This window comes from Phycicoccus mangrovi, from assembly GCF_018729305.1.
GTDB classification, from domain to species: Bacteria; Actinomycetota; Actinomycetes; order Actinomycetales; family Dermatophilaceae; genus Phycicoccus; species Phycicoccus jejuensis.
In genome coordinates this window covers 168054-183971 of record NZ_JAHHWP010000014.1, presented here as the reverse complement: position 1 = coordinate 183971, position 15918 = coordinate 168054, and the positions used below count along the sequence as shown (strand labels likewise).

The window sequence follows — 15918 nt, the reverse complement described above, 5'->3', positions numbered from 1 at the left end:
GTCAACACCGCCGAGGAGGCGTGATGGGACTCGAGGAGAAGCTGCCCGCAGGGTTCGTCCTGACGACGCTCGAGAACGTCGCCGGGTACATGCGCAAGGCCTCGATCTGGCCGGCGACCTTCGGGCTCGCCTGCTGCGCGATCGAGATGATGGCCGTCGGCACGCCCGACTACGACATCGCCCGCTTCGGCATGGAGCGGTTCTCGGCCACGCCGCGCCAGGCGGACCTGATGATCGTCGCCGGCCGGGTCAGCCAGAAGATGGCGCCCGTCGTCCGCCAGGTCTACGACCAGATGCCCAACCCCAAGTGGGTCATCTCGATGGGCGTCTGCGCCTCGTCGGGCGGCATGTTCAACAACTACGCCATCGTCCAGGGCGTCGACCACGTCATCCCGGTCGACATCTACCTGCCGGGCTGCCCGCCGCGCCCCGAGATGCTGCTCAACGCGATCATCGAGCTCCACGACCAGATCCAGAACAGCAAGCTCGGCGTCAACCGCGTCGCCGCCGCCCGCGCCGCCGAGGAGGCCGCCCTGCGCGCCACCCCGACCTCGCTCATGGCGCCGACCCACGACCACCTCGCGCACCTCGCGGCGCCGGCCGGGAAGAACCTCCTCGCATGAGCGACGCCAAGGACCCGAAGCACCTCGAGAGCGGCGAGGGCGCCCCGGTGCCCGACAAGGCCCTCGACACCGAGGCCACCCGCACCGACGACGACCCCCGCTCGTCCGACACCGCGCAGCACACCGGCGGCGGCCGCGTCGTCGAGCTCGCCGGCGCCGACTCCGAGCCGGTGCAGATCGGCGAGCGGCGCGGCATGTTCGGCGCGACCCGCGGCCAGGACACGACCGGCTACGGCGGGCTCGTCACCCCGACGCTCCTGCCCGGCGCCTCGCCCCGCCCCTACGGCGGCTACTACGACGAGGTCGCCGACCTCCTCGGCACCGCCCTCGAGGCCGGTCCCGGCCTCGGTGCGGCCGTCGAGAAGGTCGTCGTCGACCGCGGCGAGATGACCGTCTTCGTCCGGCGCGAGCACCTCCTCGAGGTCGCCCGCGTCCTGCGCGACCACCCCGGCCTGCGCTTCGAGATGTGCATGGGTGCCTCCGGCGTCCACTACCCCGGCGAGACCGGGCGCGAGCTGCACGTCGTCTACCCGCTGCTGTCGATCACCCACGGCAGCCGCCGGCTCCGCCTCGAGGTCACCTGCCCCGACGACGACGCGCACGTCCCCTCGCTCGTGAGCATCTGGCCGGGCAACGACTGGCACGAGCGCGAGACCTGGGACATGTTCGGGATCGAGTTCGACGGCCACCCGGCCCTGACCCGCATCCTCATGCCCGACGACTGGCCGGGCCACCCGCAGCGCAAGGACTACCCCCTCGGCGGCATCCCCGTCGAGTACAAGGGCGGCACCGTCCCGCCGCCGGACCAGCGGAGGGCGTACAGCTGATGACGACCCACGAGCACGACACCGTCGCCGAGGACCTCACGGTCCCCGACCCCTACGGCGCATCCGTCGACGACGACACCGAGGGCGCGCGCGTCTTCACCGTCTCCGGCGGCGACTGGAACGACCTCGTCGACGAGGCCACCGCCCTCCACGAGGAGCGGATCGTCGTCAACATGGGCCCGCAGCACCCGTCGACCCACGGCGTGCTCCGGCTCATCCTCGAGCTCGACGGCGAGACGGTCACCGAGGCCCGCGCGGGCATCGGCTACCTGCACACCGGCATCGAGAAGAACATGGAGTTCCGCACCTGGACGCAGGGCGTGACGTTCTGCACCCGGATGGACTACCTGACCCCGATGTTCCAGGAGGCCGCCTACTGCCTCTCGGTCGAGCGGCTGCTCGGCATCGAGGACCGGATCCCGGAGCGCGCCTCGATCATCCGCGTCCTGATGATGGAGCTGACCCGCGTCAACTCCCACCTCGTCGCCCTCGGCACCGGTGGCATGGAGATGGGCGCGACGACGGTCATGACCGTCGGCTTCCGCGAGCGCGAGCGCATCCTGCGCGTCTTCGAGGCGATCACCGGCCTGCGGATGAACAACGCCTACATCCGCCCCGGCGGCGTGGCGCAGGACGTCCCCCACGGCGCGGTCGACATGATCCGCGAGGTGATCGCCGAGCTGCGCACCGGGCTCGGCGAGCTCGAGAAGCTCCTCAACGAGAACCCGCTGCTCAAGGGCCGCACCGTCGGCGTCGGCTACCTCGACCTCACCGGCTGCATCGCCCTCGGCGTCACCGGCCCGGTGCTGCGCTCGACCGGCCTGCCGCACGACCTGCGCAAGGCCACGCCGTACTGCGGGTACGAGACCTACGACTTCGAGGTCGTCACCCGCACCGGCTGCGACGCCTACGACCGCCTGCGCATCCGCATCGACGAGATGTACGAGTCGCTGAAGATCGTCGAGCAGTGCCTCGAGCGCCTGCAGCGCACCGACGGCCAGCCCGTCATGGTCGAGGACAAGAAGATCGCCTGGCCGGCGCAGCTGTCGGTCGGGGGTGACGGCCAGGGCAACAGCCTCGACCACATCCGCGAGATCATGGGCACCTCGATGGAGGCGCTGATCCACCACTTCAAGCTCGTCACCGAGGGCTTCCGGGTCCCCCCGGGCCAGGCCTACGTCGCGGTCGAGTCCGCGAAGGGCGAGCTGGGCTGCCACACCGTCTCCGACGGCGGCACCCGCCCCTACCGGGCGCACTTCCGCGACCCGAGCTTCAACAACCTCCAGGCCACGGCCGCGATGTGCGAAGGCTCGCAGGTCGCCGACGTCATCGTCGCCGTCGCCTCCATCGACCCCGTCATGGGAGGTGTCGACCGCTGATGGCCGGCGACTTCGGTCTGCAGTCCGCTTCCGGTCACCTCACGGTGCCCGAGGAGTCCAAGGAGCGTTACCCCACCGACGTCGAGGCGACCTTCCGCGCCGACGCCGCGGAGGTCATCGCCCGCTACCCGCAGAAGCGCTCGGCGCTCCTGCCGCTGCTGCACCTCGTGCAGTCGGTCGACGGCTACGTCACCGGTCGGGGCATCGACCTGTGCGCGGAGCTGCTCGACCTGACGACCGCCGAGGTCAGCGGGGTCGCGACGTTCTACACGCAGTACAAGCGCCACCCCAACGGCGAGTACACGGTCGGCGTCTGCACCAACACCCTCTGCGCGGTCATGGGCGGCGACGAGATCTGGGACGCCGTCTCGGAGCACCTCGGCATCGGCCACGACGAGACGACCGAGGACGGCAAGATCACCCTCGAGCGCGTCGAGTGCAACGCCGCGTGCGACTACGCGCCGGTCGTCATGGCGAACTGGGAGTTCTTCGACAACCAGACGCCGGACTCCACCAAGGAGCTCGTCGACGACCTGCGCGCCGGCAAGGAGGTCCGCCCCACCCGCGGTCCGAACCGCCTGTGCACCTTCAAGCAGGTCAGCCGCACGCTCGCGGGCTTCTCCGACGGGCTCGCGGACGAGGGGGTGGGCGCCGGTCCGGCCTCGCTCCTCGGCCTCGAGATCGCCAAGCGCAACGGCTGGACCGCCCCCGAGGGCGAGGGTGCGCACGCCTCCTCCTCGGCGAACGGCGCCGGGTCCGCGCCCGACGCCACCGACGAGGCCCCGGGCAGCACCGAGACCACGCCGGCCAGCGACGACGCCCGGGCCGACAAGGCCGAGCCCGCCGCGCAGCGTGACGAGACCGACGACGCCCCCGGCGAGAAGCACGAGGGCGACGCGAAGGCCGCGGACGACGACGACGCGACCCCCACGAAGGACGAGGGCCCCGCCGTCGTCTCCACCGGTGACGGTGTCCAGGGCGTCGCGCGCCAGGCCGAGGCGAAGGCCGACGCCGTCGACGTCGCCCCCGGCCAGGAGGAGCAGCCGACCGGCAAGGCTCGCCGCGCCGTCGTCTCGGCCCAGACGGCCAGCGTCCCGACCGACCACGACGCCTCGCCCGAGGCGACCCTCTTCGACGCCACCGGCGACGACACCGACGACAGTGACGGGAAGGGCAAGTGATGACCGCGCTGACCCCGATCCTCAGCCGCGACTGGGACCACCCCACGTCGTGGACGCTCGCGACCTACCGCGACGGCGGCGGCTACCGGGCCCTCGACAAGGCCCTCTCGATGGAGCCGGCCGACATCCTCGCGATGGTCAAGGACTCCAGCCTCCGCGGCCGCGGCGGCGCCGGCTTCCCGACCGGCATGAAGTGGTCCTTCATGGCCCCGCCGGACGGCGGCCCGCGCTACCTCGTCGTCAACGCCGACGAGTCCGAGCCGGGGACGTGCAAGGACACCCCGCTGATGATGGCGAACCCGCACGTCCTCATCGAGGGCATCATCATCAGCTCGATCGCCATCGGCTGCGAGCACGCCTTCATCTACCTCCGGGGCGAGGTCGTCCACGTCTACCGCCGCCTCCTGCGCGCGGTCGAGGAGGCCCGCGAGGCCGGCCTGCTCGGCGCCGACATCAAGGGCTCGGGGCGCACGGTCGACATCACCGTCCACGCCGGCGCCGGCGCGTACATCTGCGGCGAGGAGACCGCGCTCCTCGACTCGCTCGAGGGCCGCCGCGGCCAGCCGCGCAGCAAGCCGCCGTTCCCGGGTGCGGCGGGCCTCTACGCCCGCCCCACGTCGGTGAACAACGTCGAGTCCATCGCCTCCGTTCCCGGGATCATCCTCGAGGGCGTCGACTGGTTCACCGGCATGGGCACCGAGAAGTCCACCGGCTTCGGCATCTTCTCGGTCTCCGGCCACGTGAAGAACCCCGGCCAGTTCGAGGCCCCGCTCGGCATCACGATGCGCGAGCTCATCGAGCTGTGCGGCGGGATGCGCGACCCCGAGAAGAAGCTGAAGTTCTGGACCCCCGGCGGGTCCTCGACCCCGCTCTTCACCGACGAGCACCTCGACGTGCCGCTGGACTTCGAGAACGTCGCCGCTGCCGGCTCGATGCTCGGCACCCGCGCCCTCCAGGTGTTCGACGAGACGGTCTGCGTCGTGCGCGCCGTCGACCGGTGGACCGACTTCTACAAGCACGAGTCCTGCGGCAAGTGCACCCCGTGCCGCGAGGGCACGTGGTGGCTCAAGCAGATCCTCGGCCGGCTCGAGCACGGGGAGGGCAGCGAGGAGGACCTCGACAAGCTCCTCGACATCTGCGACAACATCCTGGGCCGCAGCTTCTGCGCCCTCGGTGACGGCGCGACGAGCCCCATCACGAGCTCGATCCAGTACTTCCGTGACGAGTACGTCGCCCACCTGACCCACGGGAGGTGCCCGTTCGACCGGGCCGCCTCGACCCTGTGGGCCACGGCCGGCGGCGCGAAGGAGACCGTCTCCGCATGACTGCCACGCCCGAGACCCAGGCCCCGGTCGAGCTCGTCGCGCTGACGATCGACGACGTCGAGGTGTCGGTGCCCAAGGGCACCCTCATCATCCGCGCCGCCGAGACCGCCGGGATCGACATCCCGCGCTTCTGCGACCACCCGGGCCTGGACCCCGTCGGCGCCTGCCGCCAGTGCCTCGTCGAGGTGTGGATGCCCGGCCGCCCCGGCCCCGACGGCACCCCCGGCGAGCCCACGCAGATGCAGGGCCCGCCCGGCCGGATGAAGCCGCAGGCCTCCTGCACGATGACCGTCGCCCCCGGCATGGTCGTCAAGACGCAGTACACGTCCGAGGGCGCCGACAAGGCGCAGAAGGGCGTCATGGAGCTGCTGCTCATCAACCACCCGCTCGACTGCCCGGTCTGCGACAAGGGCGGCGAGTGCCCCCTGCAGAACCAGGCGATGAGCAACGGCCGCAGCACCTCGCGCTTCGAGGACGTCAAGCGCACCTACCCCAAGCCGATCAACATCTCCTCGCAGGTGCTGCTCGACCGCGAGCGCTGCGTCCTGTGCGCGCGCTGCACCCGCTTCTCCGACCAGGTCGCCGGCGACCCGTTCATCGCCCTCGTCGAGCGCGGCGCGCTGCAGCAGGTCGGCATCTACGAGGAGAAGCCGTTCGAGTCCTACTTCTCGGGCAACACCGTCCAGATCTGCCCGGTCGGCGCCCTGACCGGCTCGGCCTACCGCTTCCGCAGCCGCCCGTTCGACCTCGTGTCGACCCCGAGCGTCTGCGAGCACTGCGCGAGCGGCTGCGCCACCCGCACCGACCACCGCCGCGGCACGGTCCTGCGCCGGATGGCGACCGCCGACCCGCTCGTCAACGACGAGTGGAACTGCGACAAGGGCCGCTGGGCCTTCGCCTACGCGAGCACCGCCGACCGCCTCGAGTACCCGATGGTGCGCGGCGAGGACGGCGAGCTGCGGGTCGCGTCGTGGCGCGAGGCGCTCGAGCGCGCGGCCGAGGGTCTGCGCGGCGCGAAGGCCGGCGTGCTCGTCGGTGGCCGCGTCAGCGCCGAGGACGCCTACGCCTACGGCAAGTTCGCCCGCACCGTGCTCGGCACGAACGACGTCGACTTCCGCGCCCGCCCGCACTCGGCCGAGGAGGCGGACTTCCTCGCCTCGACGGTCGTCGGCACGGGGCCGGAGGGTGGCGCGGTCACGTACGCGGACCTCGAGCGGGCCGGCCAGGTCCTCCTCGTCGGCTTCGAGCCCGAGGACGAGTCCCCGATCGTGTTCCTGCGCCTGCGCAAGGCCTACCGCAAGCACAAGACCCGCGTCTTCGCCGTCTCCGCGGTCGCCACCCGCGGGCTGGCGAAGATGGGCGGCACGCTCATCCCCACCGCGCCGGGCACCGAGCCCGAGGTGCTGCGCGCCCTCGAGGAGGGGTCCGGCTCCGAGGTCGTCGAGGAGGCCGCCCGCGGCCTGCGCGAGGGCGGCATCGTCCTCGTCGGCGAGCGGCTCGCGATGGTCCCCGGTGCGCTGAGCGCCGCGGCCGCCCTCGCCGCGTCCACCGGCGCCCGCCTCGCGTGGGTGCCGCGTCGGGCGGGGGAGCGCGGGGCGCTCGAGGCCGGCGCGCTGCCGACCCTCCTGCCCGGTGCCCGCCCGGTCGCCGACGCCGCCGCCCGCGCCGAGATCGCCGCCGCCTGGCAGGTCGCCGCGCTGCCGGAGACGCCGGGCCGCGACACCGCGGGGATCGTCGCCGCGGCCGCGTCCGGTGAGCTGGGCGCCCTCGTCGTCGGTGGCGTCGACCCGGCCGACCTCGGCAGCGACGCCGCGGCCGCGGCCCTCGCCGCCCCGTTCGTCGTCTCCCTCGAGATCCGGCGCTCGGCGGTCACCGAGCACGCCGACGTCGTCCTGCCCGTCGCGGCGCACGCCGAGAAGGGCGGTTCGTTCGTCGACTGGGAGGGCCGGGTCCGTGCCTTCGAGGCCGCGCTCGACACCTCCTACGTCAGCGACTACCGCGCGCTCGAGATGCTCGCCGACGAGATGGGCGAGTTCCTCGGGACCCGCACGCTGCGCGAGGTCCGCGCCGAGATGCAGTCCCTCGGTTCATGGGCCGGCGCGCGTCCGGCGGCCCCGGTCGCCGAGGCCGGCGAGGTCCCCGAGCTGACCGAGGGCACGCTCGTCCTCGCGACGTGGCGCCACCTGCTCGACCGCGGCACCCTCCAGGACGGCGAGCCGTTCCTCGCGGGCACCGCCCCGAAGCCCGTGGCCCGCATCTCGGCGGCCACCGCGGAGGCGCTCGGCGTCGTCGACGGCGACCACCTCACCGTGCGCGCGGCGCAGACCACGGTCACCGCGCCCGTCCTCGTGAGCGAGATGGCCGACCACGTCGTCTGGCTCCCGACCAACTCGCAGGGCTGTGACCTGCGGGCGACCCTCGCGGGTGCACCCGGTGCGCTCGTCACCGTCTCGAAGGAGGGTGCGCGATGAGCACCGTCACCGCGCTGGCCGGTCTCGGCACGCTCGCCACGGCGGGCACCGACAACCCCGCGGCCGACTTCAGCGACACCCCGCTGTGGCTCAGCCTCGTCAAGGCGCTGATCATCTTCGTCTACCTGCTGGTCTCGACGCTGCTCGTCATCTGGTTCGAGCGCCGCGTCATCGGCCGGATGCAGCAGCGCCCGGGCCCGAACCGCAACGGCCCCTTCGGTCTGCTCCAGACCCTCGCGGACGGCATGAAGTCGATGCTCAAGGAGGACGTGCGGCCCAAGGCGTCCGACGCCTTCGTCTTCACCCTCGCGCCGCTCATCACGGCGACGATGTGCTTCGTCTCGTTCTCGATCATGCCGCTGGCCGGCGAGGTGTCGATGTTCGGGCACACGACGCCGTTCCAGCTGACCGACACCCCCGTCGCGGTGCTCCTCGTGCTCGCCGTCGCGGGCATCGGCATCTACGGCGTCGTCCTCGCCGGCTGGTCCTCCGGCTCGCCCTACCCGCTCATGGGTGGCCTGCGCGCGTCGGCCCAGATGATCTCCTACGAGATCGCGATGGGCCTCTCGCTCGTGGCGGTGTTCCTCTACGCCGGCTCGATGTCGACCTCGCAGATCGTCGCCGCGCAGGCGCAGAACATGTGGTTCGTCATCCCGGCGTTCTTCAGCTTCTTCGTCTACGTCATCACGATGGTCGGCGAGACCAACCGCCTGCCGTTCGACCTCGCCGAGGGCGAGGGCGAGCTGACCGGTGGCTTCCACACCGAGTACGGCTCGATGCGCTTCGCGATGTTCTTCCTCGGCGAGTACATCAACATGTTCACCGTCGCGGCCCTGGCCACGACGATGTTCCTCGGCGGCCCCCAGGCCCCTCCCGGCATCGCGGCCATCAACGGCGGCATGTTCAACGAGGGCTGGTGGGGCGTGCTGTGGTTCACGGCCAAGCTGTGGGCGTTCATGTTCGTCTTCGTCTGGCTGCGTGGCTCGCTGCCGCGCGTGCGCTACGACCAGTTCATGCGCTTCGGGTGGAAGTTCCTCATCCCGACGACGCTCGGGTGGGTCGTCCTCGTCGCGTTCTTCCGCGCCGGCCAGAACGGCTGGCTCGGCGGCAACATCGACTTCGCCGGCCGCAGCTTCCCCGCCTTCTCGCTGGCCCTCGTCGGCATCATCGCGGTGCTGGCGCTCGTCGGTGGCTGGCTGTGGGACAGCCGGGCCGAGCGCAAGGAGGCGTCGCTGCACCCCAGCGTGCCGACCGAGATCGACCCCTACGCCGGTGGGCACCCCGTCCCACCGATGCCCGGGCAGCGCCTGCGCGAGCCCTCGCTCGCCCCCGCCCTCGCCGCCCGTCCCGAGACCGAGGAGGCCACTCGTGGCTGACGAGCAGAAGAAGTCCGGCTTCTTCTCCGACCTGTTCGCCCCCGTCGCCGGGTTCGGCGTCACCTTCTCGACGATGTTCCGCAAGGTCATCACCGAGGAGTACCCGGAGGAGAAGCGCCCGACCCAGGCGCGCTTCCACGGGCGCCACCAGCTCAACCGCCACCCCGACGGCCTCGAGAAGTGCGTCGGCTGCGAGCTGTGCGCGTGGGCCTGCCCGGCCGACGCGATCCTCGTCGAGGGCGCGAACAACGACGACAGCGAGGGCGGCGCGGGCCGGTTCAGCCCGGGCGAGCGCTACGGCCGCGTCTACCAGATCAACTACCTGCGCTGCATCTTCTGCGGGCTGTGCATCGAGGCGTGCCCGACGCGTGCGCTGACGATGACGAACTTCTACGAGCTCGCCGACAACAACCGCGCGGACCTCATCTTCACCAAGGACCAGCTCCTCGCCCCGCTCCAGCCGGGCATGCTCCAGCCGCCGTTCCCGATGGCGGACGGCATGGAGGAGCGCGACTACTACCTCGGCAAGGTCACCGAGGCCACGGACAGCCAGCGCGAGGTCGTCGCGGCCCGCGCCGGCGGCGAGCAGGACGCGGAGGTGGGCTCGTGACCGGCACGGGTGAGGAGATCATGTTCTGGATCCTCGGGCCCCTCGCGGTGCTCGGGGCCCTGGGCCTGGTCTTCGCGAGGAAGGCCGTCCACGCGGCCCTCGGCATGGCCCTGACGATGATCATCCTCGGCGTCTTCTACATCGCGCAGGACGCCGACTTCCTCGGCGTCATCCAGATCTTCGTCTACACCGGCGCGGTGATGATGCTCTTCCTCTTCGTGCTCATGCTCGTCGGGGTCGACTCCAGCGACAGCCTCGTCGAGACGCTGTCCGGCCAGCGCTGGGCCACCGTCGTCCTCGTGCTCGGCCTCGGCGGCCTGCTCGGGTTCTCGGTCGGCCACGTCGCGCTGGGCGACCCGGTCGGCGTGGCGTCGATCAACGCCGACCAGGGCAACGTCTCGGGCGTCGCGCAGCTGATCTTCGGCCGCTACGTCTGGGTCTTCGAGATCACGAGCGCGCTGCTCATCACCGCGGCCCTCGGCGCGATGGTCCTCGCCCACCGCGAGCGCCTCGGCAAGGGCCCGAACCAGAAGGAGTGGAGCAAGCGGCGCTTCCAGGGCGGCGAGCACCTCGCCGGCCTGCCCGCGCCCGGTGTCTACGCGCGCCACAACGCCGTCGACACCCCGGCCCTCCTGCCCGACGGCACCCCGTCGGAGCTGTCCGTCTCGCGCGTGCTCACCGCCCGCGACCAGAACCGCTCGCCCGAGGTCTACACCGAGGGTGAGCGCCAGATCGAGCGCGACGTGCGCGAAGGAGGCGAGCGATGAGCCTGGTCAACTACATCTACCTGGCGACCATCCTCTTCGCCGTCGGGGCGGCCACCGTCCTCACCCGGCGCAACGCGATCATCGTGTTCATGGGGGTCGAGCTGATGCTCAACGCCGCGAACCTCGTCTTCGTGACGTTCGCGCGGATGCACGGCTCGCTCGACGGCCAGGTCCTCGCCCTCTTCGTCATGGTCGTCGCGGCCGCGGAGGTCGTCGTCGGCCTCGCGATCATCATGGCGATCTTCCGGTCCCGCCGGTCGGCCTCGGTCGACGACGCGAACCTGCTGAAGCTCTGAAGGAGTAGGACGTGCACTCTCTGATCACCGAGGGCGACGCGATGACCGCGGCCCCCGCGACCGGCGCCGCGTCGGTCGCGTGGCTGCTCGTCGCGCTGCCCCTCCTCGGTGCGGCGATCCTCCTCCTCGGGGGACGCCGCACGAACAAGGTCGGCCCCGCGCTGGCCACGGGCCTGTCGTGGGCGAGCTTCGGCGTCGGCGTCGTCGTGCTCCTCCAGCTGCTCGGCCAGGACGCGGGGGCGCGCGCCCACCACCTGACGCTGTGGAGCTGGGTGCCGGCCGGGTCGTTCGACCTCGACCTCGGGATGCTCGTCGACCCGCTGTCCATCGCGTTCGTCATGCTCATCACGTTCGTCGGCTCGCTCATCCACGTGTACTCGCTCGGGTACATGGAGCACGACCCCGACAAGCGGCGCTTCTTCGCCTACCTCAACCTCTTCGTCGCGGCGATGCTCGTCCTCGTCCTCGCCGACAGCTACCTGCTCCTCTTCGTCGGCTGGGAGGGCGTGGGCCTGGCGTCCTACCTCCTCATCGGCTTCTGGAACTGGAACCCGGCCTACGCGAGCGCCGCCAACAAGGCGTTCTTCGTCAACCGCGTCGGCGACCTCGGCCTGTCCATCGCGATCATGACGATGTTCATCACCTTCGGCGGTGTCGACTACGCGACCGTCAACGAGGGCGTCGCCGGCGCGAACCAGTCGACCCTCACCGCCATCGGCCTGCTCCTGCTCGTCGGCGCCTGCGGCAAGTCGGCGCAGTTCCCGCTCCAGTCCTGGCTCGGTGACGCGATGGCCGGCCCGACGCCGGTGTCCGCGCTCATCCACGCGGCGACGATGGTCACCGCCGGCGTCTACCTCGTCGTCCGCTCGCACGTCATCTTCGACGCCGCCCCGGACGCCGCCCTCGCCGTCGCGATCGTCGGCGCGATCACGCTGCTCTTCGGTGCGGTCGTCGGCTGCGCGAAGGACGACATCAAGAAGGCCCTCGCGGCCTCGACGATGAGCCAGATCGGCTACATGATGCTCGCCGCCGGCCTCGGCCCGGTCGGGTACGCGTTCGCGATCTTCCACCTGCTGACGCACGGCTTCTTCAAGGCCGGGATGTTCCTCGGCGCCGGGTCGGTCATGCACGGCATGAACGACCAGGTGAACATGCGCCGCTTCGGCGGGCTGTCGGGCGCCATGAAGATCACCTGGGCCACCTTCGGCCTCGGCTGGCTCGCGATCCTCGGGGTCCCGCCGTTCTCGGGCTTCTGGTCCAAGGACAAGATCATCGAGGCCGCGTTCGTCGGCGAGGGCTGGAAGCCCTGGGTCCTCGGCGGCGCCGCGCTCGTCGGCGCGGGGGTCACGGCCTTCTACATGTCGCGCCTGTTCTTCATGACCTTCCACGGCGAGAAGCGCTGGACCGACGAGGTCCACCCGCACGAGTCGCCGAAGATCATGACCGTCCCGATGATGGTCCTCGCGGGTGGCTCGGCCTTCCTCGGCCTCCTTCTCGCGTGGCCCTTCGCCGAGACCGCCCCGATCGTCTCGTGGCTCGCGCCGGTCGTCGGCGAGCACGGCGAGGAGCATCCGGTCCTCGCGGTGCCGGTCCTCATGGGCCTGACCCTGCTGTTCGTCGCGATCGGGATCTTCCTCGCGTGGCGGCAGTACTGGAACGAGGACGTGCCCGAGGTCGCCCCGCGCGGCTCGGTGCTCACCCGCGCGGCGCGCGTCGACCTCTACCAGGACGCCGTCAACGAGGGCCTGTTCATGCGGCCGGGCATCCACCTGACCCGCTCGCTCGTCTACGTCGACGGCAAGGGGGTCGACGGCGCGGCCGGCGGCCTCGCCGCCCTCGTCGGCGGGTTCTCCTCGAGGCTGCGTCGCCTCCAGACCGGCTACGCCCGGTCGTATGCCCTGACGATGCTCACCGGTGTCGTCGCCGTCCTCGGTGCTCTGTGGGTGATCCAGTGACCTCCCTGCCCCTCCTCACCCTGATGATGGTCGTGCCGGTGCTCGGCGCGGTCGTCGTCGCGGCCCTGCCGAACGGCTCGGTGCGCCTCGCGCGCCCGGTGGCCCTCGGGGCCTCGCTGGTGACCCTCGTCCTCGCGGTGCTCGCGTGGGTGGCGTTCGACTCCGGGTCGACCGCGATGTTCCAGCTGACCGAGACGCACGCGTGGATCCCGCAGTTCGGCGTCTCGTACGCGCTCGGGGTCGACGGCATCGCGCTGGCGCTCATCGTCATGGCCGCGATCCTCGTGCCGGTCTGCCTCCTCGCGGCCTGGAACGACGTCCCCGAGGCCGAGGCCGGGCGGCTCAAGCGCTACTTCGCGCTCATGCTCGTCCTCGAGGCGTTCATGGTCGGCGTCTTCGCCGCCACCGACGTCTTCCTCTTCTACGTCTTCTTCGAGGCGATGCTCATCCCGGTGTACTTCCTCATCGGGCTGTACGGCGGCCCGCAGCGGCAGTACGCGGCGGTCAAGTTCCTCCTCTTCTCGCTCGCCGGGGGGCTCGTCATGCTCGTGTCGGTCATCGCGGTGTACTTCGCGGGCCCCGGCGGCCGGGAGGGCTTCCTCGTCGAGAACCTCATTGGCGGCATGGACGGCTCGACGGCCGCGCTGCGCTGGATGTTCGTCGGCTTCTTCATCGCCTTCGCGGTCAAGGCCCCGATGTGGCCGGTCCACACCTGGCTGCCCGACGCCGCCACGGAGTCGCGCCCGGCGACCGCGGTCCTCCTCGTCGGCGTCCTCGACAAGGTCGGCACCTACGGGATGATCCGCTTCTGCCTCCAGCTCTTCCCGGAGGCCTCGCAGTGGGCGACGCCGGTCGTCATCACCCTCGCGGTCATCTCGGTCATCTACGGCGCGCTGCTCGCGATCGGCCAGACCGACATGATGCGGCTCATCGCCTTCACCTCGATCAGCCACTTCGGCTTCATCGTGCTCGGCATCTTCGCGATGACGAGCGTCGGCGGCGCCGGGTCGACCCTCTACATGGTCAACCACGGCTTCTCGACGGCCGGACTGTTCCTCATCGCCGGCTTCCTCGTGACCCGGCACGGCAGCAAGCGCATCCCCGACTACGGCGGCTGGCAGCGGGTCACGCCCGTCCTCGCCGGCACCTTCCTCGTCGCGGGCCTGTCCTCGCTGGCGCTGCCCGGCCTGTCGAGCTTCGTCTCCGAGTTCCTCGTGCTCCAGGGCACGTTCATGCGCTACAAGGTCGCGGCCGTCATCGCGGCGCTCGGCATCGTGCTCGCCGCGCTGTACATCCTCCTCATGTACCAGCGCGTCATGACCGGCCCGAAGCCCTCCTTCGCCGAGGGGAGCGCCCCGCGCGACCTCTCCTCGCGCGAGCGGTGGGTCGTCGCGCCGATCATCGCCTCGTTCGTCGTCCTCGGCTTCTACCCGAAGCCGGTGCTCGACATCGTCAACCCGGCCGTGGACAAGACGCTGCAGATCGTCGGCGTCACCGACCCGGCCGCCGCCACCGACGCCTCCGGGAGTGCCAAGTGATGCCGAGCGTGATGCCGGCCGAGTTCAAGGCCGTGAGCATCGACTACCTCGCGGTCCTGCCGATGTTCCTCGTCGTCGCGGGCGCCCTCGTCGGTGTCCTCGTCGAGGCCTTCGCGCCCCGGGCCAAGCGGCACGCCATCCAGGTGTGGCTGACGACGGGCGTCCTCGTGGCCGCCCTCGTCGTCCTCGCCGTCTGGAGCCGCGACCACCAGGCGATCACCCTTGGCGGCTCGGTCGCCGTCGACGGGGTCGCGCTGTTCCTCCAGGGCACGCTGCTGCTCCTCGCGACGATCGGCGTCCTCGTCATGGCCGAGCGCTTCGGCGGCACCGGCTCCGACGCGTTCACCCCGATGGGCGCCTCGACGCCGGGCTCGCACCAGGAGGACGCCGCGACCCGCGCCGGGTACGCGACCTCCGAGGTCTTCCCGCTGACGCTCTTCGCGGTCCTCGGGATGATGGTCTTCGTCTCGGCGAACGACCTCATCACGCTCTTCGTCGGGCTCGAGGTCCTCTCGCTGCCGCTGTACGTCATGACGGGCCTGGCCCGACGGCGCCGGCTGCTCTCGCAGGAGGCGGCCCTCAAGTACTTCCTCCTCGGGGCCTTCTCCAGCGCGTTCTTCCTCTTCGGGGCGGCGCTGCTCTTCGGCTACGCCGGCTCCTCGGACCTGGCGGCCATCGCGACGGCCATCCGCACCAACTCGGGCGACCTCGACGGCCTGCTCCTGCCGGGTGTCGTCCTCGTGCTCGTCGGCCTGCTCTTCAAGGTCGGCGCGGTGCCGTTCCACTCGTGGACCCCGGACGCCTACCAGGGTGCGCCGACCCCGGTCACCGGCTTCATGGCGGCCTGCACCAAGCTCGCGGCGTTCGGCGCGATCCTGCGCCTGACCTACGTCGGCGTCGGCGCGAACCGCTGGGACTGGCAGATCGGCGTCGTCGTCATCGCCATCCTCACGATGGTCGTCGGCGCGGTCCTCTCGGTCACGCAGACCGACGTCAAGCGCCTGCTCGCGTACTCGTCCGTGGCCCACGCCGGGTTCATCCTCGTCGGCGTCCTGGCGTTCTCGCAGAGCGCGATCGGCGGCGTGATGTTCTACCTGCTGGCCTACGGCGCGACGACCATCGCCGCGTTCGCCATCGTCGCGATGGTCCGCCAGGACGGCTCCGAGGCCTCGCACCTGTCGCAGTGGGCGGGCCTGGGGCGCAACCACCCCGTCGTCGCCGGCGTCTTCGCCTTCCTCCTGCTGGCCTTCGCGGGCATCCCGCTGACCAGCGGCTTCACGGCGAAGTTCGCGGCGTTCGCGCCGGCCGTCGAGTCGGGCACCTCGGGGGTCGTCATGGTCGTCGTCGGTGTGCTCGCCTCCGCGGTCACCGCGTTCGTCTACGTGCGCCTCATCGTGCTCATGTACTTCACCGAGCCGGCCGAGGGCGTCGTCGCCCTCCAGCCGTCGGTGCCGTCGACGATCGGCATCACCCTCGGTGTCGCGATCACCGTCGTCGCGGGCGTCGCCCCGGCCGTGGTGCTGCAGCTCGCGAACAACGCCTCGCAGTTCCTGCTGTGAGCACCGGTGGG

At 71.2% G+C, this 15918-nt stretch carries 12 protein-coding genes and 1 pseudogene; all 13 read left to right on the top strand.

Annotation, left to right across the window (positions count from 1 at the left end; translation table 11 throughout):
• Nucleotides 1-23 precede the first annotated feature (23 nt).
• The 13 genes and pseudogenes from KMZ30_RS12930 to nuoN all read left to right on the top strand — a co-directional run bounded on the left by KMZ30_RS12930 (nt 24) and on the right by nuoN (nt 15907).
• Nucleotides 24-623 (top strand): NuoB/complex I 20 kDa subunit family protein, encoded by a 600-nt coding sequence (locus KMZ30_RS12930; protein ID WP_030526705.1) that lies wholly within the window; start codon nt 24-26, stop codon nt 621-623.
• Nucleotides 620-1450 (top strand): NADH-quinone oxidoreductase subunit C, encoded by an 831-nt coding sequence (locus KMZ30_RS12925; RefSeq protein ID WP_215513379.1) that lies wholly within the window; start codon nt 620-622, stop codon nt 1448-1450. The genes KMZ30_RS12930 and KMZ30_RS12925 overlap by 4 nt, the downstream gene beginning before the upstream one ends.
• Nucleotides 1450-2829, top strand: a complete 1380-nt coding sequence (locus KMZ30_RS12920; RefSeq protein WP_215513378.1) for an NADH-quinone oxidoreductase subunit D — start codon at nt 1450-1452, stop codon at nt 2827-2829. The genes KMZ30_RS12925 and KMZ30_RS12920 overlap by 1 nt, the downstream gene beginning before the upstream one ends.
• A pseudogene (gene nuoE / locus KMZ30_RS12915) lies at nt 2829-3641 on the top strand (NADH-quinone oxidoreductase subunit NuoE); the annotation flags it as partial. The gene KMZ30_RS12920 and the pseudogene nuoE, both read left to right, overlap by 1 nt.
• A gap of 368 nt (nt 3642-4009) precedes the next feature.
• A complete protein-coding gene (nuoF, locus tag KMZ30_RS12910; RefSeq protein ID WP_215513377.1) occupies nt 4010-5335 on the top strand; it encodes an NADH-quinone oxidoreductase subunit NuoF in 1326 nt (441 codons plus the stop codon).
• Nucleotides 5332-7806: an NADH-quinone oxidoreductase subunit G gene (locus KMZ30_RS12905; RefSeq protein ID WP_215513376.1), complete on the top strand. Its 2475-nt coding sequence runs from the start codon at nt 5332-5334 to the stop codon at nt 7804-7806. Before nuoF ends, KMZ30_RS12905 begins: the two co-directional genes overlap by 4 nt.
• A complete protein-coding gene (nuoH, locus tag KMZ30_RS12900; protein WP_215513375.1) occupies nt 7803-9182 on the top strand; it encodes an NADH-quinone oxidoreductase subunit NuoH in 1380 nt (459 codons plus the stop codon). The genes KMZ30_RS12905 and nuoH overlap by 4 nt, the downstream gene beginning before the upstream one ends.
• Nucleotides 9175-9792 (top strand): NADH-quinone oxidoreductase subunit NuoI, encoded by a 618-nt coding sequence (gene nuoI, locus KMZ30_RS12895; RefSeq protein ID WP_215513374.1) that lies wholly within the window; start codon nt 9175-9177, stop codon nt 9790-9792. Before nuoH ends, nuoI begins: the two co-directional genes overlap by 8 nt.
• Entirely contained in the window at nt 9789-10559 is a 771-nt protein-coding gene (locus KMZ30_RS12890; protein WP_215513373.1) for an NADH-quinone oxidoreductase subunit J, read from the top strand. Before nuoI ends, KMZ30_RS12890 begins: the two co-directional genes overlap by 4 nt.
• Nucleotides 10556-10855 carry an NADH-quinone oxidoreductase subunit NuoK gene (gene nuoK, locus KMZ30_RS12885; protein WP_207022496.1) on the top strand — a complete coding sequence of 100 codons (300 nt, stop codon included), beginning with the start codon at nt 10556-10558 and terminating at the stop codon, nt 10853-10855. Before KMZ30_RS12890 ends, nuoK begins: the two co-directional genes overlap by 4 nt.
• 41 nt (nt 10856-10896) lie before the next feature.
• Complete coding sequence (gene nuoL / locus KMZ30_RS12880) at nt 10897-12810, top strand: NADH-quinone oxidoreductase subunit L (RefSeq protein WP_215513476.1); 1914 nt, start codon at nt 10897-10899, stop codon at nt 12808-12810.
• A complete protein-coding gene (locus tag KMZ30_RS12875; protein ID WP_215513372.1) occupies nt 12807-14348 on the top strand; it encodes an NADH-quinone oxidoreductase subunit M in 1542 nt (513 codons plus the stop codon). The genes nuoL and KMZ30_RS12875 overlap by 4 nt, the downstream gene beginning before the upstream one ends.
• The gene (gene nuoN, locus KMZ30_RS12870; protein ID WP_215513475.1) at nt 14348-15907 is read left to right on the top strand and encodes an NADH-quinone oxidoreductase subunit NuoN; all 1560 of its coding nucleotides are present in this window, start codon (nt 14348-14350) and stop codon (nt 15905-15907) included. Before KMZ30_RS12875 ends, nuoN begins: the two co-directional genes overlap by 1 nt.
• The last annotated feature ends 11 nt before the right edge of the window (nt 15908-15918 follow it).